Raw genomic sequence first — 12,940 nt, forward strand, 5'->3', positions numbered from 1 at the left:
GCCGACAATTTGTGCTGCTAGACCGGGAAAGTTACCCCGAGATTCAAAGGAATTGACGCCGTGAAAGCTGTATTTCTACTGTTTGATTCCCTTAATAAAGCTGCGCTCAACTGTTATGGCGGTACGCGGATCGATACGCCGAATTTTGACCGGTTGGCGGCAAAGTCGGTACAGTTTGATCGTCATTATGTAGGCTCGATGCCTTGCATGCCGGCGCGCAGGGATATGCATACGGGGCGGCTGAATTTTCTGCATCGCAGCTGGGGACCACTCGAGCCGTTCGACAAATCTTTTGTCAAACAGTTGCGCAATGCGGGCACTTATACCCATCTGGTGACCGACCATTTTCACTATTTCTATGAGGGTGGCAGCACCTATCACACGCAATATTCCAGCTGGGATTTTGTACGCGGGCAGGAGGGCGACCGCTGGAAAGCCATGGTTGAGCCCCCCATGGATCGTTTCCAGCAAATGTATCATCCGCACCAGACCAGCCTCGAAGACGAGCGGTTTGTGCCCCACATGGTCAATCGAGAAACTATCAAGACCGAAGCCGATTTCCCGCTGGCGCAATGCATGGAACGCGGCTTTGAGTTTCTCGATGGCAGTCGGGACAAGGACAATTGGTTCTTGCAGCTAGAATGTTTTGATCCGCACGAGCCCTTCTTTGCGCCCGAGCGTTTCCGCAAGGATTTCCCGACCGATTACGACGGGCCCATCCTTGATTGGCCGCGCTATTCGCGCGTCGATGAAAGTGCGGCCGAAATTGATGAGCTGCGCGCCAATTATGCGGCGTTGGTCGCAATGTGCGACGAGTATTTCGGCAAGGTGCTGGACTATTTTGACGAGCATGACATGTGGAAAGACACCACTTTGGTGGTGTCGACTGATCATGGCTATCTGTTGGGCGAGCACGATTGGTGGGCCAAGAACCGCATGCCGTTCTACAATGAGATCGCCAATATTCCGCTGTTTATCGCGCATCCTGATCATGCCGATCAGGCCGGTTCGGTGCGCACTGGTCTGACCCAGACCATGGATTTGATGCCGACTTTTCTGGACCTGTTCAACCAGCCCATCCCCGATAGTGTGGAAGGGCGGTCCCTGTTGCCGTTGCTGGGGGCGGACGGCCCCAACCATGAGGCGGTGCTTTACGGCATATTTGGCGGGGCAACCAATATCACCGACGGACGCTATAGTTATTTCCGTTATCCGCCAGATATTCATGATCAGGAGATTTTTGAATATACGCTGATGCCAACCCACCAGCGCCGCCACTTTACGCCAGAGACACTGGTGCAAAGCAAGCTGACCGAAGGCTTTGGATTTACCGACGGTATGCCAACGCTGCAGATACCGGCGCGCAAGGCACCTGACGGGCGGGTGATCGGTCAGGGGATGATCGAGGACACGACAACTGTGCTCTATGATCTGGAAACTGATCCTGGTCAGACAAAGCCGATTGACGCGCCTGACGTTGTGGCGCGGCTTGAGCAGCAGATGATCGCGTTGATGCAGCGAAATGAAGCGCCGCCCGAATCCTACACCAGGTTGGGTCTTACCCTGTGAGTGCTACCCTTTTTTGGGTGAGCCTGGCGGACGGGACGCGGGTTGGGTTTGATGTTGATCAGGGGCTGGACCTGCGACATCTGATTATTGATGGCGTTGATATGGCGCCAGTGCCTTATCCAGCCCCTCCGGCCGACGAGATGCGCGCGCGGGCCATTGGCGGGGTGATGTTCACCTGCGGGACGGAACATATCCGCCAGCCCTGCCGGTCAGTTGGCCCAGCAGGTGGCATGGTCGACTGGCCGCTGCATGGCACCTTCATCACCAATCCGGCCCAAGATATTCAGCAGGGCAGCGATGGCGATAGTGTCACCGTTGCAGGAACAATTCGCATAGTTCAGGTGGATGGGGGCGTGGTTGAGGTCGAGCGCCGCTATAGTCTGTCGCAAAACCCTATCAGCGTCCGGCTTGAGGATCGCATTACCAATATTGGCGTGCAGATCTGCGTGCCCATGATGATGTATCACATCAATTTTGACGGTCGATTTATTGATAAAACGTCGAAAATTGCCGGGACAGCATGGCACGCGAGTGTGCCGTTGACGCCCGGCATCGCGCGGCATTGTGAGCCATTTGCCGCCGGTGGGGCTGAATTGACATTGGCTTTGGCGCCAGTGCGCAGCGTTCGGTTCAGTGCGGGCGCCGAACAGCTGCCGTGGCTGCAAATCTATCGACAGTTGGATGAAACCACCAATATCGCCTGCGTTGAACCGGCGTCCCATCCATTTGGAACGCGGGCGCAATTGCAGGATGAGGGTCTGCTCACGCCATTGGCGCCCGGGAAATCGTTCAGCTATTGGATCGAGATGCGTTTCATGCCGCTTGCGGCTTAGATCACCAGGCCTGTTTTCTGATCAAAGAAATGGTATTTTCCTGGCTCGACAGAAAAGGCCACGGCTGAGCCGGGTGGCAGGTTGACGCGTTCCTTGACGGTGGCGAGAAAGTCGCTGCCAGCACAGGTGCAACTGACCAGCGTTTCAGCGCCGGTTGGTTCCACCAGTGTCAATTGGCCATTGAGCCCGTTGCCATCAGGCGCAAAGAACAGGTTTTCCGGTCGAATACCGAGATCTATAGCCACACCTGGTTTGGATTTATGGTCGAGCTGCAATATTTGCCCGTCGGCCAGTTCCACCTTGCCATCGGCGCGGGTGGTCGCGGGCAGAATGTTCATTGAGGGGGAGCCGATGAATGTTGCCACGAACCGGTTGGCCGGGTGGTCATATAGCTCAAGCGGCGAGCCGACCTGCGAGATATGCCCGCCTTCCAGCACGATGATCTTGTCGGCCATGGTCATGGCCTCGATCTGGTCGTGGGTCACATAGACAATGGTGGTCTTGAGCTTTTGGTGCAGGGTCTTGATCTCGGCCCGCATCTTGACGCGCAGCTTGGCGTCGAGATTGGACAGGGGTTCATCAAACAGGAACACCGCCGGATCGCGCACAATGGCGCGGCCCATGGCGACGCGCTGGCGCTGGCCGCCCGACAATTGTCCGGGGGTGCGTTCCAAAAGTTCGCCGAGCCCGAGAATGTCGGCGGCCCGATTGACTGCCCTGGCGATCTCGTCCTTGGACACTTTTTTCAGCCGCAGCGAAAAGCCCATGTTCTCGGCCACGGTCATATGCGGATAGAGGGCATAGTTCTGGAACACCATGGCGATGTTGCGTTCCTTGGGCAGCAGGTCGTTGACGACGCGCCCGCCAATGGAAATTTCACCGCCGGTGATTTCCTCAAGCCCGGCAATCATGCGCAAAAGCGTTGATTTACCGCAGCCGGACGGCCCAACAAGGACGGCGAACTCACCTTCCTCAATGTGGGCGTTGATGCCGTGAATGACCTCAAGGCCGCCATAATTCTTGATGAGCGCGTTGATATCAATGTGGGACATGGGGTTATTTTCCTTGCAGGGCGCGGTTCATGGCGATGTCAATGTGTTCGCTCAGGGCGGTGGCGGCGCTGTTGCCGTCGCCGTTTCGGCAGTGCTCAAGAATAGTCATGTGTTCGCCGAGCGCTTCTATGGCACGCTGGTGCGACATCCTATTGCTGACCTTGATCAGGCGCAAGCGGGCGGCATTGACCTGATAGACTTCCGTCAGCAATCCGTTGTCGATGTGGTCGATGATTTTGTCGTGCATTTCCCAATCAACGTCGACGGCGGTTTCCAGAACTTCATCGGGCACGCTAGTTCTTGCTGATTCAAGTACTTGCATTGTTTTGTTCATGAGTTGAGTCACCTCCAACTCGTTGCCCGGTTCGGCAAAGGAGCGGACGGCCTGCATTTCGAGCATTTTGCGCAGCCCAAAGGCTTCGCGGATGAAGCGCGTTGTGATGTCGGCAACCTGAATGCCGCGCTGCGGATGCACCTTGAGCAGTGATTCGTGTTCAAGCTTTTGAATGGCCTCGCGGGCCGTGGCGATGGGGACGCCGGCCAGTTCCGCCAACTCTTTTTGCGTGACGAACTGGCCCGGCGACAATTCGCCGGAGAGGAGGCGCTCACGAAAATTTTGATAGGCTGCAACACGGGACATAAGGAGCTCACGGTTTGATCTGCTGGCTCCCCCGATCAGTGTCGCTGACGGTTGGCCTTGATACAGAACTACCCTGTTTCAATCAGAAAAGACAGACTGAAGTCAACTCAATTTATGAATAGACAATCACTGATTGATCAGTTATCGATATCGCCATGAAGCGAGATTTAGCAGAGCAATCCGGCATGAATGTTGCCCAGAGCATTGATCGTATCGAGGTCTTTGCGCTGGCGTGTGCGGTTGAGGGTGGGCCGGTTTCGACACTGGCGCTGATGCCGGTTCGCACCGGACTGCTGATTAAGCTGACCAGTTCGGACAGCGTGTTCGGCTGGGGCGAAGCCTGGAGCAATTATCCGCCCAAGGGGAACCTCAACAAGCTCGCCCTGCTCGAAGATCCAATCGTGCCGGCCTTTTTTGATCTGCCGCCATTGCCTTGGCACGCGGTGCGGCCAATGTTGGAGCAGCGGCTGCATCGCATGGTCATTCATACAGGCGAGTCAGGGCCTTTTGCGCACTGCTTTGCCGCCATTGATATGGCGATGGCCGATCTTGCGGCGCGCCGGGGCGGCATTTCGCTGGCCGGATTGCTGGGGGCGGGCCAGGCCACCAAAGCCCAAGTCTATGCCAGTTCCCCGGACGTCAGCGACGTCGATGCCCTGCCAGAGCGATTGCGCGCGGCGGGCCATACCGGGGTCAAGATCAAGATCGGTTTTGATGGTGAACGCGACCTTGGCGTTCTGTCGCGCTTCCGCAAGGCAGATGGGGCCGGGTTGGCGCTCTATGTCGATGCCAATCAGAACTGGTCGATTGAAGCGGGCTTGCGCAATATTGCCGAAATTGCCCAATTCGAACCCGGTTTTGTCGAAGAAGCCATATTGGCCGATACCCCGGTTGACCAGTGGCGGGAATTTGCCAAACGGTCGGCGCTGCCGTTGGCCGCGGGCGAGAATATCGCCGGCCTTGAGAGTTTTAATCGCCACGTCGATGCGCAGCTCTTGAGCGTGGTGCAGCCCGATGTGGCGAAGTGGGGTGGCGTCAGTGGCGCGATCGCGGTGGGAAAACATGCCCTGGTCAATGGAGCCGGATGCACGTTGCACTATATGGGCACTGTTGTTGGTCTGGCGACGTCGCTGCACACGCTGGCGGCCATCGGCGGAGATGGGCGGGTGGAGCTGGATTTTAATCCAAATCCATTGCGTACCGATCTGGGAGCGATTGATCTGGTGCCCGTTGACGGGTTCCTGCCGCTGCCAGAAGGACCCGGGATCGGGTTTGAGCCTGACCCGGCGGCGTTGACGCGCTTCGCCATCGCCACACTCGATATCCAAAAATAATCGTTCAATCGGAGGAAACTACATGAGACGTCATATTCTTACAAAGCTTCTGCTTGCCAGCACCGTGCTGGCGATGGGTGCAAGTTCAGTGTTGGCTGACGCCAATCTGGTGTTCCGTTTCAATGACAGCGAACGCGACGAAATGCGGGCTGCGCTGGATGAATTCGAAGCGGCTAATCCGGGGATCAAGGTCGAATTGCAGACCATTGCCTGGAACGACGCGCGCGACCAGTTCTTGCGCGAGTCAGCTGTGGGTCAAGGGCCCGACGTTGTGCACATCGCCTTTGTCTGGACCCAGGAAATGGCAGAGGCGGAAGCTGTCTTGCCGCTGGACGAGCTGACCAAATATGGCGAACTGCCAAACGGGTTTGACGATTTTATCGCCACGGACCTGACCATGTATGAGGGCAAAGCCTATGGGTTGCCCTGGACGGCTGATACCTGGGCGATGGTTTATCGCACCGACGTTCTGGCCGAGGCCGGTATCGACGATTTGCCAACGACCTGGGCTGACCTGCGCAAGGACAGTGAAATCATCAAGGAAAAGACGGGCAAGACCGGCTTTTCGTTCCCCGCTGCCAATCAGGTCTGGTTCCCGGCCAATTATTATCTGTGGTCCAATGGTGGCAATTTCATCGAAGCCGATGGCAATGGCGGGTACAAGGTTGGCGCCACGCGCGAGCAGATCGCCGACGATATGAACTATTTCAAGGGCTATATTGATGATGGTCTGGCACCGCGCTCGATCCTGTCGATTGATGAGCCTCAGGACCCGGCCTTGATGCAGGGGCTCATGGATGGTTCGCAAGCCATGGCCCTGATGCCAACCAATACCTACCGGCAGTTGCTGGGTGCCTATGAGCAGGCGCATCCGGGCGAAGATATTCCGTTCAATTCCGGCGTCATGATGGCCGGATCGCAAGCCCCACAAACCCATCTTGGTGGGCGTACGCTGGCAGTCAATGCCAATACCGAGCATCCCGAAGAAGCCTGGAAGCTGGTGCAGTTCCTGTCGTCGGCCCCGATCTTTGAAAAGTACTATACCAACCAGTTCCCGGCTCAAAAGTCGCTGCTGTCAAAGATTGAGTACCGGCCAGAGGAACTTGGCTTTGCCAAGGAACTGGCAGATCACACCCGCACCTGGGGTGCCTATGCTGACAGTGGCGTTGGGGTTGGTCCCTTGTGGAACCTGACGGCACGCGCCTTCGGCACGGCGCTGTCGGGCCAGTCGAGCACTGAACAGGCGGCGGACGATTTGATTGCCGAAATCAACCGCATGCTGGGCAAGTAATTTGCCATCCGGGCGGGGGCGTCAGCCCCTGCCATCCCTCCGAATTAAACGCGCAAGGCTGCCCGGATGACCATTTCTCCCAAAATGCGCACCAGGATGACGATCTTCTGGATGTTGCTGCCGACTTTTCTGATCCTGATCGGGTTCTATCTGTTTCCAACGCTCTATAATCTGGAATTGAGCTTTACTGACATTACGCTGCTCAAACTCAAAAAGGGCGGTGACTTTGTCGGGGCCACCAATTATTCGGAGTTTCTGACCAGTTCGACCTTTCGCGATATTGCGATCAACACAGTGTTCTGGTTGACGGCGATATCGGTCACAGTGCGCATCGTGCTGGGGTTGCTGTTTGCGCTGTTGCTGAATTCAAAATTCCTCAAATCCATGCGCCTGACCACCATTGCCCGGCTGATGCTGCTGGTGCCGTGGGCAACGCCACCTGTGGTTGCGGTTATCGCCTGGCGCTGGTTGCTTGATCCGACCTATGGGCCGATCAATTCATGGCTGCTCAGTTCGGGGCTTATCAGCGATCCAATCGCATTTACCGCGACGCTATCAACAGTGTGGCCTGCGATCATCACTATCATTGTGTGGAACACCACACCGCTGATTGGCGTCAGCCTGTTGGCGGCGCTGCAGACCATTCCCGAAGATCTCAACGAGGCGGCGGCTATTGATGGGGCGACGCGCTGGCAGCAATTCCGCTTCATCACGCTGCCATATCTGATGCCAACTATTTCGGTTCTGACGCTAATGAGCGTGATCTGGACGTTTAACAATTTTGTCTATGTCTGGCTGACCACTGGCGCCGGGCCGGGCACTTTTACCAATGTGCTGGCGACTGAAGTTTACATGAAAGCTTTCATTGATCTGCGGATCGGCTATTCGGCGGCAATCGGGGTGACGATGGCGGTGGTGATGGCATTTTTTGGTGCCATGTATTTCCGCTATTTCGGCCTGACCGACATGCAGGACAAGGTGGGCTAAGACCATGAGAACCAGATCAGTCAATCCCGTTGCCAATATCATCGAAAACGGTGCCCTGCTTATCGCCTTTGTCGTCTTTGCGGTATTTTTGCTGGGGCCTGCGTTTTACGTGTTCAAAGGCTCGTTTGAAAACCTATCGGTATCGCTGATTTCCAGTGATGGCGGCTGGACGCTCAACAATTATATCTCGTTGTTTCAGTCGGGTTATTTCATCTATGTCGTCAACTCGCTGGTGGTGTGCATCACCGCCACCGCCATGGCCTGCACCATCTCGCTGTTTTGCGCCTATTGCCTGTCGCGCTTCCGGTTCAAGGGGCGGGGATTTGTGTTCGCGGCGATCATGGGCGGGCAGTTTTTTCCATGGATCATTCTGGTCAATCCGATCTTTATCGTTTTTGCCCGCAGCGGGCTGATCAATAGCCAGATCGGGTTGATCCTTTGCTACACCGCCTTCATCACCCCGTTCACGATCTATTTGATGGTGGGGTACCTGACCACCATTCCAAAGAGTCTTGATGAAGCGGCCATCGTTGATGGTGCCTCCCGATTTACGGTTGTGACCAAGATCATCCTGCCGATCATGTGGCCGGGCATGGTGGCGGCGGGCACATTCGGGTTTTTGCAAAGCTGGTCGGAATATTTGTTGGCGCTGGCGCTGATTACCGACAATGCCAAAAAGACAATTCCGCTGGGGCTCTATCAGTATTTCGGCGATGTGCAGGTGGATTGGGGAGCGGTCATGGCCGGATCGGTTGTCGCCACCGTGCCGACGCTGCTGCTATTCCTGCCGCTGCAACGCAAGCTGGTCTCGGGCCTCACAGCAGGCGCGACCAAATAGGGCACAAAACTATTGGGCGCCACCTCTGGCGACGGCGCCCAATGGATTGGACAAAACCTCGTTCATGCCCAGCAATACCGCGCCAAATACTGACGCATCATCTTCAAGCCGTGTGGCAGTGTAGAGCGCGTCGCTACCGGGTGCGAAAGGCTCAATGGCCGCCAGAAATGGGACGAGGAACGCATCGCCCAGCGCCAGCGGATAGCCGCCCAGCGTGATGCTGGTAGGATTAACCAGATTGATCAGCGCGGCGGCCCCCCGACCAAGCCAATCTGCGGCCGTTGCGATGGCGACCGTCGCATCGTTATTGCCAGCAAGATGCAGGTCAAGGAGCGCAGCGCAATAGTCATTGATGGCATCGGAACTGTCACCCACAGCCAGACCGGTTGGGGCGGCATAGCGGGTCAGCGCATCGAAACCCGCAACGGCGTTCAGGCATCCATAAGCGCCGCATTTGCACTGGCGCCCGCCGCGTTCCAGCGGCAAATGCCCGAAGCGGTTGATAGGCGGGGCAGGCGGGCCAAATGGATGCTCAGCGCTCGCATGGCCCAAACCCGCACCAATGCCGATCTGAATATGAACCAGTTGCCCTTGGGTGCTGGGCGCGATTTCGCGCCAGTTGGCAATCGCGGCGCAGGCGGCAACGTCGCCCAGAAGTATGGTGGGACAGTCAGGACCGACAGCTTTTTGCAGCAGCGACGCAAATGGGGTGTTGTGCAAAACCTCAAAGCTGGAAGACTTGATACCGGCGCGGTCTGATGTGACTGAGGCGGGTATTGAAACGCCAATGCCCGAGGGCATGAAGCCGATCTCATCGGCAACCGCGCGAACATAGGTGGCGAGGCGTTCAATAATCTGGTCGGCGCTCGCCCGGTTCATGATCGGGTAGTGGTGGTCGTGCAGTAGAGTGCCATCGAAATCGCGCGCCTGAATGGCAAGGCGATCGAGGCGATAATCAATGCCAATAAAATAGTGCTGGCGCGATCGCAGACCCAGATAAAGGGAAGGCCTGCCGCGTCCGCTCGAGGGGCGCACTTCGGTTTCATGGACATAGCCTGCCTGCACCAGATCGCCGACAATTCTGGTTATCGCGGGCTTGGACAGCCCCATGGCCTCCGCCAGTTGTGTGCGCGTGATCTCTTGAATTTCCCATATAATTCTGAGCGCCGTCGCCAGGTTGTGGCGACGGATCAGCGGCTGGGCCAGCACACGCGTCGGTCTGTTCACTGTTCAAACTCTCCAGCCATTAGTGGGGCGATCAAAGGAAACGGCTTGACATGAAAACGACTCTGGACAATTAATTACATCACTTAACAAAATAAGCCGGATTCACGGCAATGCAACCCCGGAGGAAAATATGAGCACTTTCACATCGACGCCCTTCAATCGTCGCGCCATCCTGAAAATGGGCGCGGCAGCAGCGGCGGTGGCGCCGTTTGCCAGCCTTTCGGGCCGTACAATGGCGGCCTCGGGCGAGCCGCTCACCATCATGCTGCTTGGACCCAACTCGGCCACGGTTGATGACTTCAAGAACAATCTGCTTCCTGCCTTCACCAAGGAAAGCGGTATTGAGGTAAATTTGCAGACCTCAGACTGGGGGTCGGGATTTCAAAAGGTAACGACGGCTGCAGCCAGTGGAACGCTGGCGGACATTGTCATGCTGGGCGGGATCTGGACCGCGCCCCTGGCAGACAAGGGCGCCCTGTTACCGCTGACCGACTATCTGGCCAACTGGGCCGACCGAGACAGCTTTTACCCTGCGATGATCGCCGATGGGGCCTATGATGGCGTCGATTATGCGCTGCCAATCTACGCCGATACGCGCACGGCGCTCTATCGTCGCGATATTCTGGAAGCCGTTGGTGTTTCTGAAAGCGACCTGCCCAAGGATTGGGACAGCTTCAAGGCGCTGGCCAAGACCATTGCCGCATCTGACACCAGCGCCAAGCGCACCCCGGTTTTCTGGGGCACCAACAAGTCAATTGGTCTGCAGCAGTCCTTTGCCCAGTTGATCCTTCAAAACGGCGGCACCTACTATGGGGCAGATGGATCGGCGCAGTTTGCAAGCGATGCAAACGTCGAGGCGCTGGACTATCTGGTCAGCTTCTTCCGCGATGGCCTGTCCGACGTGAATCAGGTCTTTTCGGGCTCAGGTCCCTTGCCCGTGGTTTCGGGAAACAGTGCCATGACCTTGAATGGCTTTGCCGAAATCGGCAACGCCCGCGCCAACGCCCCCGACATGGTTGATCAGATCATTGCCGGTCCGCCGCTGGCTGCCAAAAAGGGTGGTGCGCCAGTCTCGTCGGCCTGGATCAACAAGCTCGGCATCTCGGCTGGCAGCAAGAATCCGGATGAGGCATGGATGCTGTTGCAACACCTGCTCACCAAGAACAATGCCGAAGTCATTTCCAAGGATTACGGTGGATTGCCGGGCCGCAAGGATCTGGCCAACGCGGATTATCTGTCCGGGGTCAGCGCGGGCTTTACGGCAGCGTCGGACTATATCGTGCCGCAGCCTGCAAACCCCAACATGCTGATTATCGCCAAGGAGATCAACACAGCCGTTGAAAAGGCTGTGCGTCAAATGGGCGAGCCAGCTGCGGTTCTGGCGGAACTTGACGCAAAGATCGACCAAATCAATGGTCGCTAAACCTTCAACCCCAACCGGGTTTGAAAGCCATCGTCGCCGGGCCGGGATTTTTCTCGTCAGCCCGGCGATTGCGGCCATGATGCTGACCTCGATCGTGCCGCTGATACTGGCCATTGGTCTGAGTTTTACCGACTATGATCTGTTCAGTACGCCCAGCTTCAACGGGCTGACCAACTATCAGCAATTGTTCTCGGACTCGGTGTTCTGGCAGGCTCTTGGCAACACTATCAGTTTTGCCTTCGGCCAGGTGGTAATCGGCGTCGTTGCGGCCATCGGGGTTGCGCTGCTGTTCAACCAGAACCTGACCGGTGGCGCGGCCATGCGCACCATCGTCTACATTCCGCAGGCGGCATCCTATGTGGTGGTGGCGCTGCTCTGGAACATGATGCTGGACCCGGCGATGGGGCCATTCAGCCGGATTGTGCAGGCATTTGGTGGTGGGCCGGTCTATTTCCTGTCCAGCATCGAATTGGCCATGCCGTCCATCGTGGTGGTCAGTCTCTGGCGCAATATCGGCTACTTCATGATCATTATTCTGGCGGCGCTGAAATCGGTGCCCAAGGAACTGCTGGAAGCGGCGGCGCTGGATGGGGCCGGGGCGATCCGCCGATTCTTTTATATCACCTTGCCCGAGATCCGGTCGGCCGTGGTGTTTGTCGCCATCACCTGGTTTCTGGGCGGGCTGCAAATGTTCACCCAATCCTATGTGATGACCGGCGGTGGGCCAATCAATGCCACCAAGACGCTGGTCTACATCATGTATGACGAGGCGTTTTCGGCACTCAATATCGGCAAGGCATCGGCAATCGCTGTGCTGCTGTTCGGCGCCGTGGTGGTTCTTAGCGTGTCGCTGCGCGCCATCAGCTATCTGATGCGGAGGAAATCCCAATGAAATCTTCCAAATCGCGTCTGCCGATGGCGACTTGGCACGGCGTCGCGCTGGTGCTGGCGGCCCTTTATGTCGTGCCGATGATCTACATTGTTCTGGCCTCATTGACCCCGACAGGTGAGCCCGTTGGTCAGGTACCGAGCCGCCTCGAATTTGGCAATTACATCGACGCCTTTGCCAGCAGCAATTTTGGCCTGTTTCTGGCCAATAGCGTGTTGGTCTCGGTCATCAGCACGGCGGCGCAGATCGCGCTTTCCTGCACGGCTGGCTACGCGTTGGCAAAGCTGCCGCTGCCGGGCAAGGGCCTGATCATGATGTTGCTGGTAGCGCTTCTGGTAGTGCCGCCCGAAATCGTCATGGTGCCGCTATTCGTCATGAGCAAGCAGGTGCCGTTCATAGGCGGCAATGACTGGCTGGGCAATGGCGGGCAGGGCCTGATCGACTCCCTGCCAGGGCTGATGGCGCCGCACGTTGTCAGTGCCCTGGGCATTTTCCTGATGCGGCAATTCTATCAGGATCTGCCCGACGAGTTGGGCGATGCGGCGCGGGTTGACGGGGCCAGCGAGCGGCGGATCTTTGTTATGATATATACCCCGTTGGTCATGCCAGCGGTGGCAGTTGTGGGCATTTTTGCCTTTCAGTCGGCCTGGAACGACTTCCTGTGGCCGTTGATCATGACGCGCAGCACTGACATGCAGACCCTGCAATTGGGCCTGACGGTGTTCTTTCAGGAAAACTCGACCCAGTGGAACCTGCTGATGGCGGTGGTGCTGACCATCAGCCTGCCGGTGTTGGCGCTATTCCTGTTTATTCAAAAATTCTTCCGGGCCGATGTGATGTCGGGCGCGGTCAAGTGA

General features: G+C 57.0%; 12 protein-coding genes. 9 read left to right on the plus strand and 3 right to left on the minus strand.

The features are described 5' to 3' along the window. The first annotated feature begins 60 nt into the window (after positions 1–60). The gene (locus tag PSQ90_RS12930; RefSeq protein ID WP_282210708.1) at positions 61–1,569 is read left to right on the plus strand and encodes a sulfatase; all 1,509 of its coding nucleotides are present in this window, start codon (positions 61–63) and stop codon (positions 1,567–1,569) included. Next, positions 1,566–2,402: a DUF4432 family protein gene (locus tag PSQ90_RS12935; protein WP_282210709.1), complete on the plus strand. Its 837-nt coding sequence runs from the start codon at positions 1,566–1,568 to the stop codon at positions 2,400–2,402. Before PSQ90_RS12930 ends, PSQ90_RS12935 begins: the two co-directional genes overlap by 4 nt. Here the strand turns inward: PSQ90_RS12935 and PSQ90_RS12940 are convergent. Together PSQ90_RS12940 and PSQ90_RS12945 are read right to left on the minus strand one after the other, a co-directional pair. Continuing rightward, positions 2,399–3,454, minus strand: coding sequence for an ABC transporter ATP-binding protein (locus PSQ90_RS12940; RefSeq protein WP_282210710.1), 1,056 nt, complete (start codon positions 3,452–3,454; stop codon positions 2,399–2,401). The genes PSQ90_RS12935 and PSQ90_RS12940 overlap by 4 nt on opposite strands. Before the next feature lie 4 nt (positions 3,455–3,458). Continuing rightward, the gene (locus PSQ90_RS12945) at positions 3,459–4,094 is read right to left on the minus strand and encodes a GntR family transcriptional regulator (protein WP_282210711.1); all 636 of its coding nucleotides are present in this window, start codon (positions 4,092–4,094) and stop codon (positions 3,459–3,461) included. Between the two features lie 155 nt (positions 4,095–4,249). Between PSQ90_RS12945 and PSQ90_RS12950 the strand changes: the two genes are divergently transcribed. The 4 genes from PSQ90_RS12950 to PSQ90_RS12965 all read left to right on the plus strand — a co-directional run bounded on the left by PSQ90_RS12950 (position 4,250) and on the right by PSQ90_RS12965 (position 8,544). After that, entirely contained in the window at positions 4,250–5,428 is a 1,179-nt protein-coding gene (locus tag PSQ90_RS12950; RefSeq protein WP_282210712.1) for a mandelate racemase/muconate lactonizing enzyme family protein, read from the plus strand. A 22-nt stretch (positions 5,429–5,450) separates the two neighbouring features. After that, a complete protein-coding gene (locus tag PSQ90_RS12955; RefSeq protein WP_282210713.1) occupies positions 5,451–6,719 on the plus strand; it encodes an ABC transporter substrate-binding protein in 1,269 nt (422 codons plus the stop codon). 66 nt (positions 6,720–6,785) lie between these two features. After that, a complete protein-coding gene (locus PSQ90_RS12960; RefSeq protein ID WP_282210714.1) occupies positions 6,786–7,706 on the plus strand; it encodes a carbohydrate ABC transporter permease in 921 nt (306 codons plus the stop codon). A gap of 4 nt (positions 7,707–7,710) precedes the next feature. Beyond that, positions 7,711–8,544 (plus strand): carbohydrate ABC transporter permease, encoded by an 834-nt coding sequence (locus PSQ90_RS12965; RefSeq protein ID WP_282210715.1) that lies wholly within the window; start codon positions 7,711–7,713, stop codon positions 8,542–8,544. A 9-nt stretch (positions 8,545–8,553) separates the two neighbouring features. Here the strand turns inward: PSQ90_RS12965 and PSQ90_RS12970 are convergent, their stop codons facing one another. Then, positions 8,554–9,771, minus strand: coding sequence for an ROK family transcriptional regulator (locus PSQ90_RS12970; protein WP_282210716.1), 1,218 nt, complete (start codon positions 9,769–9,771; stop codon positions 8,554–8,556). A gap of 130 nt (positions 9,772–9,901) precedes the next feature. Here PSQ90_RS12970 and PSQ90_RS12975 point away from each other — a divergent pair, with 130 nt between their 5' ends. Genes PSQ90_RS12975 through PSQ90_RS12985 form a run of 3 tightly spaced genes read left to right on the plus strand, consistent with a single transcriptional unit; the run spans position 9,902 to position 12,940 of the window. Further along, a complete protein-coding gene (locus PSQ90_RS12975) occupies positions 9,902–11,194 on the plus strand; it encodes an extracellular solute-binding protein (protein ID WP_282210717.1) in 1,293 nt (430 codons plus the stop codon). Beyond that, positions 11,184–12,086, plus strand: coding sequence for a carbohydrate ABC transporter permease (locus PSQ90_RS12980; RefSeq protein ID WP_282210718.1), 903 nt, complete (start codon positions 11,184–11,186; stop codon positions 12,084–12,086). The genes PSQ90_RS12975 and PSQ90_RS12980 overlap by 11 nt, the downstream gene beginning before the upstream one ends. Beyond that, complete coding sequence (locus PSQ90_RS12985) at positions 12,083–12,940, plus strand: carbohydrate ABC transporter permease (protein ID WP_282210719.1); 858 nt, start codon at positions 12,083–12,085, stop codon at positions 12,938–12,940. Before PSQ90_RS12980 ends, PSQ90_RS12985 begins: the two co-directional genes overlap by 4 nt.

Source organism: Devosia rhodophyticola (genome assembly GCF_028816475.1).
In the GTDB taxonomy this organism is placed as follows: Bacteria; Pseudomonadota; Alphaproteobacteria; order Rhizobiales; family Devosiaceae; genus Devosia; species Devosia rhodophyticola.